The organism is Mycobacterium timonense (assembly GCF_025821985.1).
GTDB classification, from domain to species: domain Bacteria; phylum Actinomycetota; class Actinomycetes; order Mycobacteriales; family Mycobacteriaceae; genus Mycobacterium; species Mycobacterium avium.
In genome coordinates this window covers 1-19,097 of the sequence record NZ_JACKSY010000048.1, presented here as the reverse complement: position 1 = coordinate 19,097, position 19,097 = coordinate 1, and the positions used below count along the sequence as shown (strand labels likewise).

The 19,097-nt window shown below is 66.0% G+C and carries 15 protein-coding genes and 4 pseudogenes; 11 read left to right on the top strand and 8 right to left on the bottom strand.

Translation table 11 applies throughout. The features are described 5' to 3' along the window. Positions 1-2 precede the first annotated feature (2 nt). Positions 3-1,822, bottom strand: a pseudogene (locus H7I87_RS13490) (AMP-dependent synthetase/ligase). A gap of 144 nt (positions 1,823-1,966) precedes the next feature. On the opposite strand from H7I87_RS13490, the gene H7I87_RS13485 reads away from it, so the two are divergent. Further along, positions 1,967-2,851, top strand: coding sequence for an alpha/beta fold hydrolase (locus tag H7I87_RS13485; RefSeq protein WP_023861576.1), 885 nt, complete (start codon positions 1,967-1,969; stop codon positions 2,849-2,851). Positions 2,852-2,871: 20 nt separating this feature from the next. Here the strand turns inward: H7I87_RS13485 and H7I87_RS13480 are convergent, their stop codons facing one another. Beyond that, entirely contained in the window at positions 2,872-3,459 is a 588-nt protein-coding gene (locus H7I87_RS13480) for a TetR/AcrR family transcriptional regulator (RefSeq protein ID WP_031344167.1), read from the bottom strand. Between the two features lie 113 nt (positions 3,460-3,572). Between H7I87_RS13480 and H7I87_RS13475 the strand changes: the two are divergent. The 6 genes and pseudogenes from H7I87_RS13475 to H7I87_RS13450 all read left to right on the top strand — a co-directional run bounded on the left by H7I87_RS13475 (position 3,573) and on the right by H7I87_RS13450 (position 10,536). Next, a pseudogene (locus H7I87_RS13475) lies at positions 3,573-4,391 on the top strand (CoA transferase). 2 nt (positions 4,392-4,393) lie between these two features. Continuing rightward, complete coding sequence (locus H7I87_RS13470; RefSeq protein WP_023861575.1) at positions 4,394-5,557, top strand: acyl-CoA dehydrogenase family protein; 1,164 nt, start codon at positions 4,394-4,396, stop codon at positions 5,555-5,557. Between the two features lie 10 nt (positions 5,558-5,567). Further along, positions 5,568-6,779, top strand: coding sequence for an acetyl-CoA C-acetyltransferase (locus tag H7I87_RS13465; RefSeq protein WP_033725095.1), 1,212 nt, complete (start codon positions 5,568-5,570; stop codon positions 6,777-6,779). A 6-nt stretch (positions 6,780-6,785) separates the two neighbouring features. Then, entirely contained in the window at positions 6,786-8,918 is a 2,133-nt protein-coding gene (locus tag H7I87_RS13460; RefSeq protein WP_023861574.1) for a 3-hydroxyacyl-CoA dehydrogenase NAD-binding domain-containing protein, read from the top strand. Continuing rightward, positions 8,909-9,747, top strand: a pseudogene (locus H7I87_RS13455) (SDR family oxidoreductase). The gene H7I87_RS13460 and the pseudogene H7I87_RS13455 overlap by 10 nt, the downstream one beginning before the upstream one ends. A gap of 180 nt (positions 9,748-9,927) precedes the next feature. Next, positions 9,928-10,536 (top strand): LGFP repeat-containing protein, encoded by a 609-nt coding sequence (locus H7I87_RS13450; protein ID WP_011724984.1) that lies wholly within the window; start codon positions 9,928-9,930, stop codon positions 10,534-10,536. A 26-nt stretch (positions 10,537-10,562) separates the two neighbouring features. Here the strand turns inward: H7I87_RS13450 and H7I87_RS13445 are convergent, their stop codons facing one another. Both H7I87_RS13445 and H7I87_RS13440 read right to left on the bottom strand, forming a co-directional pair. Continuing rightward, positions 10,563-11,018: a DUF1942 domain-containing protein gene (locus H7I87_RS13445; RefSeq protein WP_033726936.1), complete on the bottom strand. Its 456-nt coding sequence runs from the start codon at positions 11,016-11,018 to the stop codon at positions 10,563-10,565. A 128-nt stretch (positions 11,019-11,146) separates the two neighbouring features. Continuing rightward, positions 11,147-11,761 (bottom strand): TetR/AcrR family transcriptional regulator, encoded by a 615-nt coding sequence (locus tag H7I87_RS13440; RefSeq protein WP_023861572.1) that lies wholly within the window; start codon positions 11,759-11,761, stop codon positions 11,147-11,149. A gap of 78 nt (positions 11,762-11,839) precedes the next feature. Here H7I87_RS13440 and H7I87_RS13435 point away from each other — a divergent pair, with 78 nt between their 5' ends. After that, entirely contained in the window at positions 11,840-12,763 is a 924-nt protein-coding gene (locus tag H7I87_RS13435) for an SDR family oxidoreductase (protein ID WP_033726935.1), read from the top strand. A 607-nt stretch (positions 12,764-13,370) separates the two neighbouring features. Continuing rightward, positions 13,371-13,610, top strand: coding sequence for a hypothetical protein (locus tag H7I87_RS13430; protein WP_003876708.1), 240 nt, complete (start codon positions 13,371-13,373; stop codon positions 13,608-13,610). Positions 13,611-14,361: 751 nt separating this feature from the next. Here the strand turns inward: H7I87_RS13430 and H7I87_RS13425 are convergent. Continuing rightward, positions 14,362-14,685 (bottom strand): hypothetical protein, encoded by a 324-nt coding sequence (locus H7I87_RS13425; RefSeq protein WP_062887758.1) that lies wholly within the window; start codon positions 14,683-14,685, stop codon positions 14,362-14,364. Between the two features lie 113 nt (positions 14,686-14,798). Beyond that, positions 14,799-15,416, bottom strand: a complete 618-nt coding sequence (locus H7I87_RS13420) for a TetR/AcrR family transcriptional regulator (protein WP_033719828.1) — start codon at positions 15,414-15,416, stop codon at positions 14,799-14,801. Between the two features lie 217 nt (positions 15,417-15,633). On the opposite strand from H7I87_RS13420, the gene H7I87_RS13415 reads away from it, so the two are divergent. Next, positions 15,634-16,236 carry an NADPH-dependent F420 reductase gene (locus H7I87_RS13415; protein WP_033719826.1) on the top strand — a complete coding sequence of 201 codons (603 nt, stop codon included), beginning with the start codon at positions 15,634-15,636 and terminating at the stop codon, positions 16,234-16,236. Between the two features lie 284 nt (positions 16,237-16,520). On the opposite strand, the gene H7I87_RS13410 is transcribed toward H7I87_RS13415, so the two are convergent. Both H7I87_RS13410 and H7I87_RS13405 read right to left on the bottom strand, forming a co-directional pair. Further along, a complete protein-coding gene (locus H7I87_RS13410; protein WP_033726934.1) occupies positions 16,521-17,078 on the bottom strand; it encodes a cytochrome b in 558 nt (185 codons plus the stop codon). A 32-nt stretch (positions 17,079-17,110) separates the two neighbouring features. Then, entirely contained in the window at positions 17,111-18,238 is a 1,128-nt protein-coding gene (locus H7I87_RS13405) for a catalase family peroxidase (protein ID WP_276016121.1), read from the bottom strand. Between the two features lie 166 nt (positions 18,239-18,404). On the opposite strand from H7I87_RS13405, the pseudogene H7I87_RS13400 reads away from it, so the two are divergent. Further along, positions 18,405-18,641 (top strand): annotated as a pseudogene (locus tag H7I87_RS13400) (alpha/beta hydrolase); the annotation flags it as partial. Between the last annotated feature and the right edge of the window lie 456 nt (positions 18,642-19,097).

Sequence of the window (19,097 nt, the reverse complement as noted above, 5' to 3'; positions counted from 1 at the left end):
CTTCAGTCGGATGCGGCTGAATGTTCTGCGGATCGCTTGCCTTGCTCGGTGTACATCGCGTCGATCTGGGCGGCGTATCCGGTGGCGATCGGCTTGCGTTTGAGCTTGGCCGTCGGTGTGAGGTATTGGCTGCCGGGTTCCCAGACGTCGGCCAACACCGTGTAACGCTTGATCTGTTCGACCCGCGACAGCCGGCGATTGGCGGCCGCCATTCCCTTCTCGATTTCGGCGCGCACCGCCGGATGGCGGACAAGTTCGCGGAGCGAACCCGAAAGACCGTGCGCGTGCGCATATTCGGTGATGGAGTCGGGATCCAGGGTGATCAGGGCGGTGTTGTACGCCCGAGCATCGCCGATCACCACGACGGGGCCGGCCAGCGGGCAGCTGGCGGCGATGGTGTTTTCGATGTTGGTTGGCGACATGTTCTTGCCGGCGGCGTTGATGATGAGTTCCTTTTTGCGGTCGACGATGCGCAGGTAGCCGTCTTCGTCGATCTCGCCGATATCGCCGGTGTGCAGCCACCCATCGGAATCGATTGCCTCCGCGGTCTTCTCGGGCGCCTTGCGGTAGCCGCGCATCACGTTCTTGCCCCGCACCAGCACCTCCCCGTCGGAGGCAACGGTTACCTCAGTCCCCGGAACCGGGGTACCAACCGTTCCGATCTTGATCCGTTCCGGACGATTCACGGTCGCACCAGCCGTACATTCGGTCATCCCGTACCCCTCGCATACCGGGATGCCCAAGCCCAAGACGAACTCGTGAACCTCCCGCGGGATCGGGGCCGCGCCGGTGACGCCGATCCGGAGCCGGTCCATGCCCACCCGCCGGCGCACCTTCGACAACACCAGCCGGTCGGCGAACGCGTACCGAAGCTTCTCGGCAAGTCCGACCGGGCGGCCATCTGACACGGCCCGGGCCCTCGCGCGGCCGACCCCGAACGCCCATTTCGCAAGCGCTCGCTTGCCGGCAGGTTCCGCATCTACCGCGGCTTCCAGACCCGCCTTGGCCTTGATCCACACCCGCGGCACGCCAAGGAAGAGCGTCGGCCGCACCTCGGTCAACGCGGGCAGCACAGCCTTGAAATCGCCGACGGTGGTGATCTGCAGGCCGTAGAGCAGGTTTTGATAGTGAGTGATCCAGCGGTTGGCGGCGTGTGCATCGGGCAGATAGGACACCGCCCGGTCGGCATGCGTGATCCCACCCACCTCTTCGGTGATCCGGGCGTTCTCGATGAAGTTGGTGTGGGTGAGCTCAACGCCTTTCGGAGGGCCGGTGGTGCCCGAGGTGTAGACGATGGTCAGCACGTCGTCCGGCCCGACCGCCCGCCATGACCGCTCGAAGTCGAAATCGGCTGCGGGGGAGGCCTCGAGTTGATCGAGCCCGATGGCACCGTTCGCCGCGCCGTCGACGCACACGACGTGTTCGACAGTGCCGCCCTGCTGCGCCGCGGCGAGAACCTGCGGCAGGAAAGTGCCTTCGCAGATCACCACGTGGTTGTCTGCGTTGTCGAACTGATACGCCAGCAGCTCGGGTGGATTGGTGTTGTACACCGAAAACGGTGTGGCACCGGTGTGCAGGACCGCGGTGTCGCACAAATGGAACTCGGGGCGGTTACTCATCATCAGCGCAACGGTGTCGCCGTTCCCTACGCCGAGCCCGGCCAGCCCCGCCGCGATCGCCCGCACCCGGTCGCGGTACTGACGCCAGGTAATGGTCGTGCATCGCCGAGGGTGCGCAACGCCACCGCGTCAGGGTGCTTGGCCGCGGTCGCCTGGAAGGCTTCGCACAGGGTGGTGGGCCGGCTGGCCGGTGCATGGGTCATCAGCTGCCTTGAACTAGTCATCAACGTTGTTTACAGTACAGCTGTATTGTCACGTAGCGATCGCGCAGACGCAAGGTGGGAACCATGGTGAGTGGCCGGCGGGGGCTAGGGCCGCGTTTCGACCCCGAAAGCCGCGCTGAGGGCTTGTTTCGGGAGCCGCGGGTAGCCTACGCCGCGACGACGGTGGCGACGCACGACGGCGCGCAGCTGCATGTGCGCAGTTACGGTTCGGCGTTCGGCCAGCCGATCGTGCTGATCCATGGTTTCGGATGCCGCATCGAGTACTGGAACCCGCAGATCAACGCTCTTGCCGCCAAGTATCGGGTGATCGCCTACGACCAGCGCGGGCTGGGCCGCAGCACGCTGGGCTCTGACGGCGTGCGCCCCGACGTGCTGGGGCGCGACCTTGCCGCCGTGCTCAACGCGGTGTTGGCACCGGGGGAACGGGCGGTGTTGGTGGGACACAGTTTTGGTGGGATCACCATCATGGCGTGGGCGCAGCGCTTCGCCGCCCACGCGGTGTCGGCGGTGCTGTTGGCCAACACCATCGCCGAGCGCTTCAGCGCCACCACGATGCTGCTGCCATTCGCCGACCGCTATCGCCACATCCGCCGACCGTTGATCACCGCGTTAGCGGGCTCGACGATGACGCTTCCCTCGATCCGCTGGTCACGGTGGCCGCTGCAGCGGATGGCATTGTCCCGCTACGCCGATCGGCAGGCGGTGGACTTCATCTATGAGATCCTGGCCGATTGCCGCACCGATGTGCGGGCGGTGTGGGGAGCGGGGCTGTCCGGGTTGGACGTCACCGCCGGGTTGGAGAAACTCACGGTGCCGACCACCGTGGTGACCGGCACCGAGGATCGGCTGACGCCGCCGGCAGTTGCACACCGGATCGCCGAGACACTACAGGGCCGAGGCAGCCTGCACCGGTTCGCAGGGTTTTCCCGCGCCGGGCACTGCACGAATATCGAAGTGCCATACGCGTTTAACGCCGAGATCGAACAGCTGGCGGACGCGACCCGCTGATAACCGGCGCCGGGGCCACGTTAGTTTTCGACGGTGATGCGCAGCCGGGGCTTGCGGGCGTCAGTCGGCTTTGCGACGCGGTCCCACACCGCGTCGACCATGGGCTGCAACAGCAGCTCGCCCATTTGGCGAATCAAGACGCCCAGAATCTGGGTGGACTCGGGGCGTTTGGTGGATGCCACTCCCGAACCCCGCAGGGCCGTGATCTCGCGGCGAGTCAGCTCGATGAGCGCATCGAGCAGGTGCAGCCGATCCTCGGAGGGATCGAGCACCGCGCGCCGCACGTAGTTGACCACCGGGGGGTTGTCGCGCAGCATGCGGGCGACCGCCTCGTCGCGGGCCGCCGCGACGTGCCGCGCACTGCCCTCGGCCGGAACCTGAGCCAGCGCGTGGGCGAAGTAGTCCACCACCAGCTGGTCGACTGCATCGCGCACGCCGGCCTTGGTTTTGAAGTGGTGTTGCACCAACCCCAGGGTGACGCCGGCCGCAGAGGCTATGTCGCGCAGCGAAATTCGATCTTCGCCATATTGCGCGTAAAGGTCCAGCGCGGCGTTGCGAATTCGCGCCTTGGCCGTCAGGTCCTCGTTGGTCGCCCGCGGATTGGTCATCACCACTGCTCCTCGTCCACGCCGCTATGTTAGCGCCTTACCCAATTAGCTCTACGTTTGATCTGTTTCCAATACATCTGTATCGTACGCTGGGGAATGGAGGATGACGTTCTATGCAGCCCCTGATCGGTGTCGCGGTGGTGTCGTTGGCCGTGAACCTGCCCGGTCCGCTGGCGGCGGCCCGGCTCGCCGAACTGGGTGCCGCGGTGACGAAGGTGGAGCCGGCGACGGGGGATCCGCTCGCCGCCGCCGCGCCCGACTGGTACGCGCGGCTGATCGAGCACCAAAACGTGCTGACGCTCGATCTCAAGGACACCGGTGATCGCGCCAAGCTCGACGAACTGCTGGCGGGCGCCGACCTGCTGATCACCTCGATGCGGCCCTCGGCGCTGCATCGGTCAGGCCTGGCGCGCCCGCAGCAGAAGTTTCCGCGGTTGTCGTTGATCGAAATCGTCGGGCATCACGGCGAGCACGCCGAGACCCCGGGCCATGACCTGAACTACCAGGCGGCCCAGGGCACGCTGACCCCGCCGCATATGCCGAAGGTGCCGATCGCCGATGTGCTCGGCGCCGAACGCGCGGTGTCGAGCGCGCTCGCGGCGCTGCTGCAAGCCGCGAAAGCGGGTGCGGGACAACGCTACCGCGTCGTGTTGGAGGAAGCCGCCGCCCGGGCTGGCGATGCGGTGCGCTACGGGCTGATGGGGGAGGGCGCGGTGCTCGGCGGCGCCTAACCCGGATACGGCATCTACGCGTCCGCCGACGGCTACGTCGCCCTTGGGGCGATCGAACCGCACTTTTTCGCCCGCACGTGCCAGGTGTTCGGCGCCGACGGGAGTCACGAAAGCCTGGGTGCGGCGTTCGCGGCCAAGACCACCGCCGAGCTGGAAGACCTTGCGCGGCATATGGATATTCCCCTGAACGAAGTGAGGTAGATATGTCCGAATTGTTTCCCGATTACCGTCCGCGTTGGGAGACCGACCAGCACCGCGAGCTGCGCAAGCACGCCGCGGAGTTCTTCCGCAAGGAGGCCACCCCGAACCAGGAACGCTGGGCCGCCCAACACGCGGTCGATCGCGAGTTCTGGAACAAAGCCGGGGATGCCGGTTTGCTGGGCCTGGACCTGCCCGAGGAATACGGCGGCGCGGGCGGCGACTTCGCGATGAACGTCGTCGTGCAGGAGGAACTGGCCTACGCCTACGACCAGGGCTTTGGATTCGCCGTGCACTCGCCGATCGTCGCGCACTACATCTGGGCCTACGGCAGCGACGAGCAGCGCAGGCGGTGGCTGCCCAAGATCATCAGCGGTGAGGCGGTGTTGGCCATCGCGATGACCGAACCAGGTACCGGGTCGGATCTGCAATCGGTGAAGACCACCGCGCGGCGCGACGGCGACTTCTACGTCATCAACGGGTCGAAGACGTTCATCTCCAATGGAACTCACTGCGACCTGTTGGTGATCGTGGCCAAGACCGACCCGTCGAAGGGGGCTGCCGGGGTGTCGTTGATCGTGGCCGAAACCGACGAGAACCTGGCGGGGTTCGAGCGTGGCCGGGTGCTGGCCAAGATGGGCCAGCACGCGCAGGACACCCGCGAGCTGTTCTTCTCCGACATGCGGGTGCCGGTGGCCAACCTGCTCGGCGCGCAGGAGGGTCTGGGCTTTTACCAATTGATGGAGCAGCTTGCCCGCGAACGGCTCATCATCGCGACAATCTGCGCGGCGCTCGCCGAGGTCGCGGTGCTCGAGGCGATCAAGTACTCGCGGGAGCGAGAGGCGTTCGGCCGGCCGATCGGCAAGTTCCAGCACACCAAATTCGTGCTGGCCGAATGCAAAACGGAGGCGCTGGCGATCAAGACGATGGTGGACTACGCCGTCGGGCAGTACCTCGACGGCAAGAACGACCCGGCCACCGCGTCGATGGCCAAGCTGTTCGCCGCCGAGAAGAGCGACCAGATCGTCGACAAGTGCCTGCAGATCTTCGGGGGCTACGGCTACATGACCGAGTATCCGATCGCCAACATGTACACCGCGTCGCGGGTCAACCGGATCTACGGCGGTACCAGCGAAATCATGAAGGAAATCATCAGCCGCTCGCTGTAAGGACGTTGAATTGACTGAGGCATACATCTACGAGGCGATCCGCACCCCGCGGGGCAAGGGCAGAGCCAGCGGCGCGCTGCATTCCGTGAAGCCGATCTCGTTGGTGGTCGGGCTGATCGACGAGCTGCGCCGCCGCTTTCCGGACCTCGACGAGGACCGCATCTCCGACGTCGTGCTCGGCGTCGTCACCCCGGTGGGCGATCAGGGCATGGACATCGCGCGCACGGCGGTCACCGTGGCCGGGCTGCCCGACACCGTGGGCGGGGTGCAGCTCAACCGGTTCTGCGGGTCGGGCCTGGACGCGGTCAACGTCGCGGCCAAGGCGGTACGCTCGGGTTTCGACGAATTGGTGATCGCCGGTGGGGTGGAGTCGATGTCGCGGGTCGAGATGGGCAGCGACCGAGGGGCGATGGCTTACGACGCGGCGACCGCCTACGACAACTACTTCATCCCGCAGGGGGTGGCCGCCGACCTGCTGGCCACCATCGAGGGGTACACCCGCGAGGACGTCGACGCCTACGCGGTGCGTTCGCAGCGGCGCGCCGCCGAGGCGTGGTCGGGCGGCTACTTCGCGAAATCTGTTGTGCCGGTGCGGGATATCAACGGGTTGACCATCCTGGATCACGACGAGCACATGCGGCCGGACAGCACGGTGGAGGACCTGGCCAAGTTGGCGCCCGCGTTCGCGGGCATCGGCGAGTTCGGTGGTTTCGACGCCGTCGCGATGCAGCGCTACCACTGGGTCGAAGCGATCAACCACGTGCACACTGGCGGCAACAGCTCGGGCATTGTGGACGGCGCCTCGCTGGTGCTGGTCGGTAGCGAGCAGGCCGGCGCGGCATCCGGTCTGACCCCGCGGGCGCGCATCGTGTCCGCGGCCACCAGCGGCGCCGACCCGGTGCTGATGTTCGGCGGCCCAATCCCGGCCGTGCGCAAGGCACTTGACCTTGCCGGCCTGACCATCGACGACATCGACCTGTTCGAGATGAACGAGGCGTTCGCGGCCATCGCCATCAAGATCCAACGATATTTCGGCATCCCCGACGAGAAGTACAACGTCAACGGCGGTGCTATCGCGATGGGTCATCCGCTCGGTGCCACCGGCGCCATGTTGTTGGGCACCGTCCTCGACGAGCTGGAGCGGCGGGGTGGACGCTACGGCCTGATCACGCTGTGCGTCGCCGGCGGCATGGGCGTGGCGACCATCATCGAAAGGGTTTGAGTTCAATTGAGTGACAGCATTATTGGCTGGGACAAGGACGCCGACGGGATCGTCACGCTGACGATCGACGACCCCGACAACGGCGCCAATATGCTCACCGATGCCTACGTCGAGCAGATGGGCGCGATGATCGACCGGCTCGAGGCCGAGGTCGACGAGACCACCGGTGTGGTGATCACCTCGGGTAAGTCCACGTTTTTCGCCGGCGCCGATCTGACCCAGATCCGCAGCGCCGGACCCGAGCACGCGCAGCAGCTGTTCGACGGCTCCACGGCGATCAAACGTGATCTGCGTCGGCTGGAGACGCTGGGCAAACCGGTGGTCGCCGCGATCAACGGCGCCGCGTTGGGCGGCGGGCTGGAGCTGGCGCTGGCGACCCATCACCGCATCGCGGCCGACGTGGCGGGCAGCGTGATCGGCCTGCCCGAGGTGATGCTGGGTGTGCTGCCCGGTGCCGGCGGCGTGGCGCGCAGCGTGCGGCTGCTCGGCATCCAAAACGCGCTGATGCAGGTGTTGTTGACCGGCAACCGGTTCAAGCCGGCCAAGGCCGAACAGGTCGGCCTCGTCGACGAACTGGTCGAGTCCGTCGACGAATTGGTGCCGGCCGCCAAGGCGTGGATCCTGGCCAACCCGGGCAAGCATGTGCAGCCGTGGGACGTTCCGGGTTTCGAGATTCCCGGTGGCGGCCCGGCCACGTCGGCGTTTGCGGCCAACCTGCCGGCGTTCCCGGCCAACTTGCGCAAGCAGCTCAAGGGCTCGCCGATGCCGGCGCCGCGAGCAATCATGGCGGCCGCACTCGAGGGAGCCCAGGTCGACTTCGACACCGCCCAGGTCATCGAAACGCGCTACTTCGTGCACCTGGTCACCGGCCCGATCGCCAAGAACATGATTCAGGCGTTCTTCTTCGATTTGCAGGCCGTGCAGGGCGGGACGTCGCGCCCCGCCGATGTGCCCGAGCGCACCATCCACAAGGTCGGCATCCTGGGTGCGGGCATGATGGGCGCCGGGATCGCGTATGTGACAGCGAAAGCCGGCATCGACGTCGTCCTCAAAGACGTCACGCTGCAGGCGGCCCGCAAGGGCAAGGCGTATTCGGAAAACCTCGAGCAGAAAGCGCTCGCGAAAGGCCGTACCACCGAGGCGAAGTCGCGGGCGCTGCTGGACCGCATCACCCCGACCGCCGACGCCGCCGACTTCACCGGCGTGGATTTCGTGATCGAGGCGGTGTTCGAGAACACCGAGCTGAAGAACAAGGTGTTCGCCGAGATCGAGAACATCGTCGAACCCGGCGCCGTGCTGGGCTCCAACACCTCGTCGCTGCCGATCACCGACCTGGCCTCGGGGGTGAGTCGGCCGGAGAACTTCGTCGGCATCCACTTCTTCTCACCGGTGGAAAAGATGGACCCGATCGAGATCATCCGCGGCGCAAAGACATCCGACGAGACCCTGGCCCGGGTCATCGACTACACGCTGGCCATCAAGAAGTACCCGATCGTGGTCAACGACGGCCGCGGGTTTTTCACCACCCGGGTGTTTTCCACCTACCTGCTCGAGGCCTTCAACATGCTCGCCGAAGGCATCGACCCGGCCACCATCGAGCAGGCGGCTTTTCAGGCCGGCTACCCGGCCGGGCCGCTACAGGTAGCCGACGAGCTCGGCTTCGGCACCATCCGCAAGATCATGGACGAGACGGTGCAGGCGGCCAAGGCCGACGGCGTGGCGCTCGACGAGTCCGTGCGCGTGGCCGCCGAGGTGGTCACCACGCTGATGGACACCTTCGACCGCACCGGCAAACAGGCCGGCGCCGGGTTCTACGACTACGCCGACGGCACCCGCGCCGGGCTATGGGACGGGCTGCGAACGGCATTCAACACCAAACGCACGCCGTCGGCTCCGTTCGACGACCTGCAGGACCGCTACCTGTTCATCCAGGCGATCGAAACGCAAAAGGCCTACGACGACGGCGTCATCAGCTCCGACCCGGACGCCAACGTCGGCTCGATCTTCGGCATCGGTTACCCGCCGTGGACCGGCGGGGTGCGCCAGTTCGTCACCGGCTATCCGGGCGGCGCCGATGCGTTCCGCCGGCGCGCCGACGAACTCGCGGCCGCGTATGGAGGGCGGTTCCGGTGGATCTGACGGACAGGGTGGTCGCGATCACCGGCGGCGCACGCGGCATCGGGCTGGCGACGGCGAAAGCGGTTCTGGCCGAAGGCGCCAAGATCGCCCTCGGTGACCTCGACACCGAACTCGCCGAGAAACAGGCCGTCGAACTCGGCGGCGATCCGGCGGTGGTCGGGCTGCCGCTCGATGTCAGCGATCCCGCCTCGTTCGCCGCGTTTCTGGACGACGTCGAGGCCCGGCTGGGTCGGCTCGACGTGCTGGTCAACAATGCCGGCATCATGCCGACCGGCCCGTTCGTCGACGAGTCACCGACCATGACCCGCCGCATGATCGACGTCAACGTCTACGGGGTGCTCAACGGGTCTCGGCTGGCGGCAGCGCGGTTCGTGCCCAGGGGAGCGGGACACATCGTCAACATCGCGTCGCTGGCCGGCGTCACCGGTGAGCCGGGAATGGCGACCTATTGCGGCACAAAGCATTTCGTGGTCGGCTTCACCGAATCGCTGCACCGCGAACTGCGCCCGCACCGCGTCGGGGTCAGCCTGGTGCTTCGGGCATCATCAATACCGAATTATCCGCGGGCACAAAGGTTCCCGGCTGGGCCAAGCCACTGGCCACCGCCGAGCCCGAGGACGTCGCCGCCGGCATCGTCGCCGCCGTGACCAAAAACAAGCCACGCAAGACCGTGCCGGCCACACTCGGCGCGATCCTCAAGTCCGTCTCGTGGCTGCCCGACAAGTCCCGCTTTGCCGTCGCGCACGCCGTCCGGTTCGACCAGCTCGTCAGCGGCGCCGACCCCAACGCCCGCGCCGCCTACCACCGGCGGCTGGCCGAGGAGTCATGACAGGGGCTGAAGAAACGAATCTCGTGCAGCGGGTACCCGGCGAGCAGCGCTGAGGTTTACTCGGGTGCTCTGGCTTGTTGCCAGTGCTAGCGGCGTAAGTTCGTTCGGAGCGATAAGACCGCCGGCGAGGAGGTCGGCCGCACCTTGACCCACTCCATCGGACGACGCGAGAGGAACCCCGTGAAAACGACCGCACACCGCCGTTCGGCAGTCGTCGGCCTGGCCGCCGTCGCGCTGATCACCGTGGGATGCAGCAATGGCAAGAGCGTCGACGCGTCGGCACCGCCCCACGCGGCAGCGAGCGCCACCTCCACGTCGGCGAACCCGGCGCAGCCCACCGAGGTGAAGCTCATCGGGGAGAGCAACGTCGAGGTGACGCTGACCGGCCCGATCGCTGCCAAGTACGCGTCAGCCACCGACGATCAGAAGAAGGCTCTCGGCAAGCCACTGACGGGTGACCGCAACGCGGGGAAACGGGAGAGCGGCGTGGTGTTCCAGCAGTTCGAGGGCGGCGTGATCACCGCCAAGAACGACGCGCCCGGAACGCCCGCCTATATCACCCTGGGCAAGATCCGGGAGGCCTGGAATGTGCCACGCGGCGCGGACGGCACGCCCGAGATCACCGGCACCAACGGTTCGGCAGGTCCGCTGGGATTGCCCGTCAGCGACCAGAGCTCCGTCGGCGATGTGCTCGTGTCGAACTTCGAGCACGGCACGATCCAATACAACCCGAAGACCGACCAGGTCGCGGTGACGGTCAACGGCAAGGTTGTGCCGTCCGGGCTGTAGCCCGAATCAGGCGTTCACCCGACCGGCTAGCTCTTCCAGACCACCTTGTCCGTGCCTCCGGCGTCCCGGTAGACGACGCTGTCGGGGTTCGTGCCGTTGCGCACGTCGAAGTAAAGGCGTCCCGTGACGGGGGTGCCCAGGGGCAGAGGCCCCGCGGGAAGACCGTCGGTCTGGTTGCCCTTCATCACCGCGAACGTGGAGCTGTTGACGGCCCGCGCGTTGAAGTCGGCAATGTTGGGAACCGCGTTACCGCTGACACCCTTGGCCGTGACGTCGGAGTACCACACGCCGTCGTTGTGGCCGCTGGGTTGCAGGTTGCTGACGGTGTAGTCGATGGTGCCACCGTTGCTGGAAATCTCTGCCATCTGGCCGAATTGCAGGACTTGCGGATCGGCGAATGCCGGGGCCGCGGCGAGGAGTCCGGCCGCCGCCAGCGCGGCCGTCGCTGCCGTCGTTTTCGATGCAATGTGTGAGAACGCCACGTCGGGCTCCCTTCCTGATGTGCCGCTATCCGGGGAGCGGCAGTTGAAGCGAGGTCTATCCAAAGCGTGGAATTTCAAACCCTGGCATTTGCTGGCGGGCGTTTCGATCGGGCTCGATCCCGCGTGGGCTACGGGTTGTCCGTCGTGCTCGTCGTAATGTGCACGGTCGACTGAGGTGCCGAGAGTCCGTTCATGAAGATGTCGAGTAACCGGGTGGCTTGCTCGCTGTTGCCGCCGGTCGGGGCCACCGTGAAGATGCCGATGAGGCCGGCCGCGACGTCTTCGGAGCTGATGTGGTCGCCGATGTCACCCGCGGCCCGACCGGCCGCGAGGATCTTGTCGATGGCGGCCAGCAACTCGATGCGGGTGTGACCAGAGCCGAGTTGCTCGTTATTCATCATCGCCCGCAGGGTGCCGAGCATGCCGTGCTTGGTGGCCAACCAGTCGGTGAACAGATCCATCCAGCGGCGCATGGCCTGCGCGGGTGAATGATTCGCCAGCAGCTGATCGGCGCCTTCGGTCAGGCGACGCACCTGGTCCTGGTACACGGCTTCGACCAATGCCTCGCGAGTGGGGAAGTGGCGGAACAACGTGCCGACCCCGACACCGGCCTCGCGGGCGATCAACCGCAGCGAGGGTTCGTCGCCGCCGGCGGCCGCGGCGAACAACCTGGTCGCGACCTCGATGAGCGCCTCGCGATTGCGCGCCGCGTCGCTGCGAACGGGTTGAGCCACACGGGCCACTCTAGCGGAACACGTTCCGGTTATGTACTCTCGTCAGCTAATCGGAACGCGCTCCACTTAGCTTCGAGGGGGAATCTCGTGCACGTGTTCATCACTGGAGGCTCGGGCCTGACCGGGCCCGCCGTCGTATCGGAGCTGCTGTCTGCGGGGCACCGGGTCACCGGGTTGGCCCGCTCGGCCGCCTCGGCGGATCGCCTGGCTCGCCTGGGAGCAGTGCCGTTCGCGGGTTCGCTCGACGATCTCGACCGGCTGCGCGAGCGCGCGGCAGCCGCCGACGGCGTCATCCATATGGCTATCGGTGGGGACTCCGGCGATTTGTCCGGCATCACCAAACGCGACGTCGATGCGATCGAGGCCATGGGGGCCGCGTTGGCCGGGACCGGCAAACCGTTCGTGTCAACGTCCGGGACCATGGTGATGACTCCGGGACGGGTGAGCGAGGAGACGGACGCGCCCGACCCCGACGCGTTCGCCGCGTACCGGATCCCCGGCGAGCGGGCTTGTCTGGGGTACGCCGAGTGGGGAGTGCGCTCGAGCGTGATCCGGCTCGCCCCGACTGTGCACGGCCCGGGTGATTACGGGTTCGTGGCGATGTTGGTGGCGACCGCCCGCAAAACGGGTGTCTCGGCGTATATCGGGGACGGGACCAACCGGTGGCCCGCGGTCCACCGTCTCGATGCGGCAACCCTGTTTCGGCTTGCGCTGGAGAAGGCGCCGGCCGGAACTGCGCTGCACGGAACGGCGGAAAGCGGTGTGCCGCTGCGGGACATCGCCGAAAAGATCGGTCGAAAGCTTGATCTGCCGGTCGTGTCGGTCGAATTGGACGACGCGCCAGCGTATTTCGGGAGCGCGGCGCTGAGCTCGGTGTTCGCCGCTGACGTGCCGGCTTCCAGTGCGCGCACCCGCGCGATGCTCGGCTGGAACCCGAGCCACTACACGCTGCTGGAAGACCTCGAGCACGGCGACTACTTCACCGTCGCGGAAGGTGCCGGACAGGGATGACCCAAGCACGCGTTTGCTTTTTCTCAGCCGCCGCGCCCGCAGCTGGCTTTAGTCTTGATCGGATACCGGCCGGCCAGAGAAAGGCCAAACAGCGGTGACCTTTACCAAGTTGACCGGCGTCGAGCTGGCGCAGGTGATCGCTGATCCGCAACAGGCCAGGAGCATTCTGTGGCGGCCGCCCACCGGCGACGGACCGAGCGGCTCGGTCGAAGGCAACCGACGGCATCCAGTTCCTGCTGTCGGCCGCCGACGTGCCGATCGCTATCGCTCCCCAACAAATGCCCGGCGAGCCCATCCCGACCCAAAACGGTGAGATCTACTTCGGTTTATCGGCGGACCAAGTAGCTGCCATCGCAACACAATTGGCAGCGACGCGATTCGCGTGGGCCAGTCGACGGGCGATTCACCGACACGAGCACCTGCCGGTGCGGCTGATCGCGGCCTGGACTCGGCGGCGAGACGTCAAGCGCTGCGCATGGTCCATTGCTCCTAGAGCATGGACGTTGTGCTGCGACCGTTAAGGAGCGTTGCCGCAATCTTGATCTCGCACTCTTAGCGTGGAGATACGAGATAACGCCTATTGGCGACCGCAATCCTGGGGGTTCATATGACGACCGCATTAGCCGCGCACGAGGCAATCGAGAAAGATGCGGACGACGCGGACGATCTTCTTTTGGCGGTCGCGGCAATGAACGCGTTTGCGCCCCAAAGGCGCACCGTTCTTGCCGACAAACCCCGCTGGCGCCTCACGGAAGAAGAGATCGTGGGCGCGTCGATAACGGTGATCTTGGTGTCCATCATGGTGGTGATCAGCGTCGCCGTGGGCACGATCTTGACACTGAGTTAAGGACCGGGTCCGCTCGACCGCGCACGGATGAGGCGCTTTTCATCGGTTGCGAATGGTTTGTAGGTTTTGCCTAGTCCCAGCATCAACGGTGCGAGCGCACCTTCAGACGAGTTCGGCGCAAGGGGTGACCCGACAGTCGCCCCTCGCGCCGAACGTGAAGTGAATGAAGCGTTATCCGGGCAAGGTGATGGTTCGGCACGGACCGCCTGGTACGCACGCGATTCCTCCACCCGGCCCCGCTTTAGCCCAGGGGCCACCGGGGATTCCGGCCGAGACGTGGCCATCGGAGCGCGCCAACGCCCCTGGGCCGCCCGGAATTTCGGCACCGGCTCCCTGCGGGCCCGCCGACGGCGTGCAGGGCGTGCCGTCAGGGTTATAGCAACCGGGAGCCGGAGGGGCCGGCGGCGGGGGTTCCGGATCGGCGAAAGCGGAGGGTGCGACTGCGATTCCTGCGGCAGCGACACCGGCGAAGAGAACTGGTGTGAGCTTCGAAAGTTTCGCGTTCATGCCATCTCGTCTACCCGCACGGACGAAATGGTTAATCCAACTAACTATGTCTCGTGCGTCACAGGGGACCGAAGTCCTACGCTGGCCGCCGCACCGGGGACCGCAACCGGCTGGTGCGACGTTCGCCAAGCTCGCCGAGCGGCACCTCGGACCCTGACGCCGAACGTCGAGTTGTTGTGCCGAATCGGCCATTTCGACGCCAACAACTCCACGCTCGGCGGTCGGTATGGGGCTTACCCTCAGCTCAACCCCAGTTGTCTGGCAAGCCGAAGGTATCGGCGAGCCCGAGGCGCCCGGTTTCGGTGAGCACCACCGCGCGGCGTTGGTTGATGCGGCGGATCCAGTCGAGATCGAACATGCGCTGGGTAACTGCCGCCCCGAGTGGTCCGGCGAGATGGTGGCGTTGTTCAGACCAGTCCACGCAGTAGCGGATCATCGGCTTCTTGCGGCCGAGGGCAGCCAGGTCTATCCCTAAGGCGGCCAGCGTTTCTCGGCCTCGCGGCGTCAGTCGGTAGTCCACGTCGGCGCCGATCTTGCGCTCAAGCCAGGCGGCGTTGATCATCTGCACGCTGCAGCATCGGCGATGTCTGCGTGGTCCAGACCCGCTCCGATCGCTCCAGTGCGCGCAGAGCTGAGACAAGACGCCGACAAACATGAGGCGGGGACCACAGACGATCTTGGTTACATTCGCAGACGTTTGAGTGCCTTGCTGTTGGAGGACAAGACTTCATCGGAGAGTCCGGGGTCAGCTTGGGCTACCGCACGGGCGATGAGCTGGGCGCCCACCATCTGGCTGAATAGCCCAATGGCCTGCTCCCGCGCTCGGCGTGCGTCAAGCTTCGTCCCCCTCTGGCGCGCACTAACCCTCAGTAAGTCGGCGAAAGCGCCGATATAGCCCTGCAACCCGCGGCGGTATGCCTCTTGGGCCTTGACTCCATGACGTCCGGCGTCGGCGGCCAGGGCAGCCGAGGCGCATCCGTGTTCGGGATGATCGCGGTGCTCGGTGCTGAGATAGGTGTCGATGATGGCGTGCAAGGCAGCGCGACCGGAGCGGGCGTGAGTGTCGATCACCGCGGCGACGGTGTCGAGGGAGTCGGTGAAGCCCTGGTGCAGGACCTCCAACGCGAGGTCTTCCTTGGAGGGGAAGTGGTTATAGAAGCCGCCGTGGGACATGCCGGCAGCCTTCATCAGTTCGTCGATGCCGACGCCGTCGATTCCACGTGCCTTGAAGCCTTCGCCGGCGGCAGCCAGGATGCGTCCACGGTTGCGTTCCTTCTGCTCCCGTGAGATGCGAGGCAACGGTCTCTCCCTTCTCCAGCTGGGCCTGACGCCTTTTGAGGAATGCCCGAAAATCGATGGCAACCATCATCAAAATACAGGCCACGGCATAGGAACGGCGTCGCTTCGCCCGTGACGCCTTGCGAACACATGTGGCCCTCCTTGACGATTATTGATGACGTCTGACAGCATTGGTCCTTTAAATGACGATCGTCCGCAAAATGGAGGGATTGAAGGAGTGGAGTGTGGAACCATCGGTGCCGGGACGATCGCCCAGGCCGTTGCCCGCCATCTAGTGGCGGCCGGTCATCGCGTGGTGTTGAGCAACAGCCGGGGTCCGTCCAGTCTGAACGAGGTTGTCTCCAACCTGGGGCCACTGGCGTCGGCGGGGACTGTCACCCAAGCCGCGCGGGCCGACATGGTGTTCCTCGCGGTGATGTGGTGGGACATCGAGGCCGCTCTTGCCGGTCTGCCGTCGTGGGACGGACGCACGCTGGTCGACGCCACCAACCAATTCGCGAAGGCGGACCCCATCGAGGTGGCAGATCTCGGAGAGCTGACCGGCAGCGAGTGGGTCGCTGCCCTCGCGCCGGGAGCCCGGGTGATCAAGGCGTTCAACACCTTGCACGCCCGTTACATCATCCCCGACCCGCGTCATCCGGCCGGGCGTCAAGTCCTGTTCTATGCGGGCGATGATGCCCCGGCGAAGGCAACCTTCCATCACGTGACCGACGGCCTCGGTTTCGCACCGGTGGACGTCGGGCCCCTCCGAGACGGCGGTCGGCTCATGCAGGTTGGTGGCGGCCCCCTCTCCGCCTTACACGCCCTCAAACAGGACTGATCGCATTTCCGAGGACCAGCCAGCTTTGCGGCGAAAACCAGCCTGCCTTGTCAGTGATGGCGGTGAGGATGGTCAGCATGGACGGGATTGAGATCGAAGATGGTGACGAAGAGGGCGATAGTGTTTACGTTCACACACCAGGGGGCTCGTTGATCATCGCGCTCAACTTACGCGATGGTCGCCATCTTCGGGGTCCCGTGCTTTTGCCTGGAGGGGGAGAGGTCGCCCCTTTTGGCGCACTAACTCGGCCGGCGATGAGGTGTTGAGGGCATCGAGGCCGGCCGTCACGCCTTGATTTCGTCCTGCTGCGAGGCGACGGGCTTGGTGGGCCACAGCGCCATGCGATCGAGGAGCCGGTCGCGCAGGCCGAGCGTATGAAAGAGGACCGCGCAGACGTGGGCCGTGAAGGTCAGGAAAAGCAGGAAGGCGCCGACGTTGTGGGCTTGGCGCAGCGCCGCATAGACGTCGACGTTGTGCGGTGCGATGCCGGGCAGATGCACGGGTCCCACCAAGACGACCGGGAACCGCGCCGCCGACAGCATCGCCCACCCGATCAAGGGCTGGGCTAGCAGCAGGGCATAGAGCAGGTACTCCGACCATGTCGCGACGCGGCGTTCGACGGGGCCCATCGTGGCAAGGAAGGGCGGCAGCCGGTGGGTGAACCGGTTCGCCAGGCGCACCACCGCAAACGCCAGGATCAAGGCGCCCAACGGCCGGTGGATGGCCAGCAGCAGCGGATAGTAGGTCAACGACGTGATCATGACCACCCCGATGAGCAGCTGCCCGATGACCATCGGCGCCATCAGCCAGTGCAGGACGCGCGACGGGAGGGCGAATCGCATTGGGGCCGTGGTTGTTTCGTTTGTCTCGCTGGTCATGGCAGCACCCGCGTCACGTTGACCTCGCTGGGCGACTTGGGCTCCCCGGCGCGACGGGTGAAGGACCGCGCGTACACGGCCGACCTCGCCGCGGGCAACGGATCGTCGGACGGCGTGATGCCGTCGGGCAGCACCAGCGGGTCGAAGTTGATGTCGCGCGCGTTGCCCTCTTCCTCGGTGTGCACCGCGGTGATGGTGACGGTGCCGGCGTCGACGGTGCGCCGGGATCGCGGCCACGGCTTGGTGGCATCGTGGGTGGGATCGCCGGGCTCACCCACCGTCAGCATCAGCCGCCACTTCAGCGGCCGCTGGGCCAGCGTGCGGATCAGGTCGTCGAAAAGAAAGTCCTTGCCACGCGTCGGCCCCGATGCGCCGGCCACGCCGCCGTCCTGCGGAACTACCGACCACCGCACCGGAACGGTGGCGCCGGCGCTGTTGGTGAACAAGAAGGCGTTGAGCCCGTAGAACGTGGTGTCTGCAAACCCGGCACTCGGCGGCGACTGCTTGATGATTTTCATCGCCGCGGCCGTCTCGGGGTGACGATCGAGAAACGCGGCCATCTTCTGCGGGTCGGGCTTCCCGGTTGAGGGCACGGGTTTGAACGCGAGCAGGCGCTCGTAAAACCCCTCCGGCGTGCTATCGGTGAAGACCGGCACGTTGACCATGGCGGTGCGCCATTGCTGGCCACCCGCGTCGAACAACAGCCCGAGGCCGCGGACAGTCTCGGGCTTGTCCGCCTGGTCCGGCAGGCCCCCGCCTAGCGAAAACCGGCCGACGACCGGGACGGTGCCCTCCCGGAAGACCGCCGCCCGGCAGATCGCCGCGCCCGCGCCGGTGCTCGTGAACGACCCGGTAGCGCTGAGGCCCTTGGCGTGATTTCGCCGGAACCCGTCGTGGCGGCCGTAGACGTGCTCGAAGCGATCGGCGAACCGCGGCGGCGTGAGCGGGGAGTCGGGGCGCAGCCACCCGCCCGCGTAGGCGAACCCGCCGACGTCCACCGCGGCGAATCCGGCAACCGCGCCCATGCCGAGCAATGCGTTCCGCCGAGTCAGCGTGAAGCGGCGGCGACGCTCGGTGTCGCCGGGTGTTTCGTCCTCTTGGCCATCCTGCTCAACGGGCTCCATGCCCACCGTCCTCTTCCGCATTTTCGCGGCTAAGCCGCGCAGCCCGGGAACGAATCGGCGGAAGCAATTCACCCATGGGCTGGTGGCGTGCGCAACTGTTGTGGCGAGCCTCGCGCACGCCCGAACCACGGGGCGGGAGGCGAACTGGTTCAGTCGGATTCCACGCATCCGGCACTTCCCGGGACGTCAAGCCCGCAAGGTGTCATGCCCGATCTTGTTCGCCATCTGTGAGAACGACACTGTCGCCCCCGCCAAGGCGACCCAGAAGTACGCCGCCCAGGCACCGCGCGGCGAGATCAAGCTCTACGACGCAGGGCATTTCGACATCTACGTCGGTGCGGACTTCGAACGCAACGTCACCGACCAGCTCAACTTCCTTAGCCGCCACGTGCCCGTCAGCTAACCAATTCGATTACCCCTGAGAGCTGATTCGACGTTCGGCGAGGCGGGGGATCGAGTCGGTGCTGTTGTGCATGCCATGAAAGGGGTCACTCGGAACATCGGCGATTCATCTGGTCGCTGACTTGACATAATGTCGCTTATCGGTAGAACGGCCGCCAGTGTCGAGGCCCGGACCACCTCGCAGCTCGGAGACGGAACCGCCCGCGTCTCGAGACTTCATCGCATGGACCCGACTCGCCCGGCTCTTCACTACTTTCGGCCGGCTCGCGAGGAAGCCATTCGCCCACCAGGAACGTATTGATACTTCCCAAGGACGGTGCATGGTTCCGTCTCGGTCAAGTCCAGTGATGTGGTGTACGACGTCGTCGTGTGATTCTTCGGGGTGATGGTTCAGGCGGTCAGTGCCGCGGGGGTGTCCTCCTGCTCTGTTGATGGGGTGTGGTCGGCGCGGGATTTG

Excerpts from the sequence above, each read along its gene's own strand:
- H7I87_RS13405 (WP_276016121.1), bottom strand. The coding sequence starts at position 18,238 with ATGGAGCCCGTTGAGCAGGATGGCCAAGAGGACGAAACACCCGGCGAC.
- H7I87_RS13410 (WP_033726934.1), bottom strand. The coding sequence starts at position 17,078 with ATGCGATTCGCCCTCCCGTCGCGCGTCCTGCACTGGCTGATGGCGCCG.
- H7I87_RS13480 (WP_031344167.1), bottom strand. The coding sequence starts at position 3,459 with ATGACCAATCCGCGGGCGACCAACGAGGACCTGACGGCCAAGGCGCGA.
- H7I87_RS13470 (WP_023861575.1), top strand. The coding sequence starts at position 4,394 with ATGTCCGAATTGTTTCCCGATTACCGTCCGCGTTGGGAGACCGACCAG.
- H7I87_RS13430 (WP_003876708.1), top strand. The coding sequence starts at position 13,371 with ATGACGACCGCATTAGCCGCGCACGAGGCAATCGAGAAAGATGCGGAC.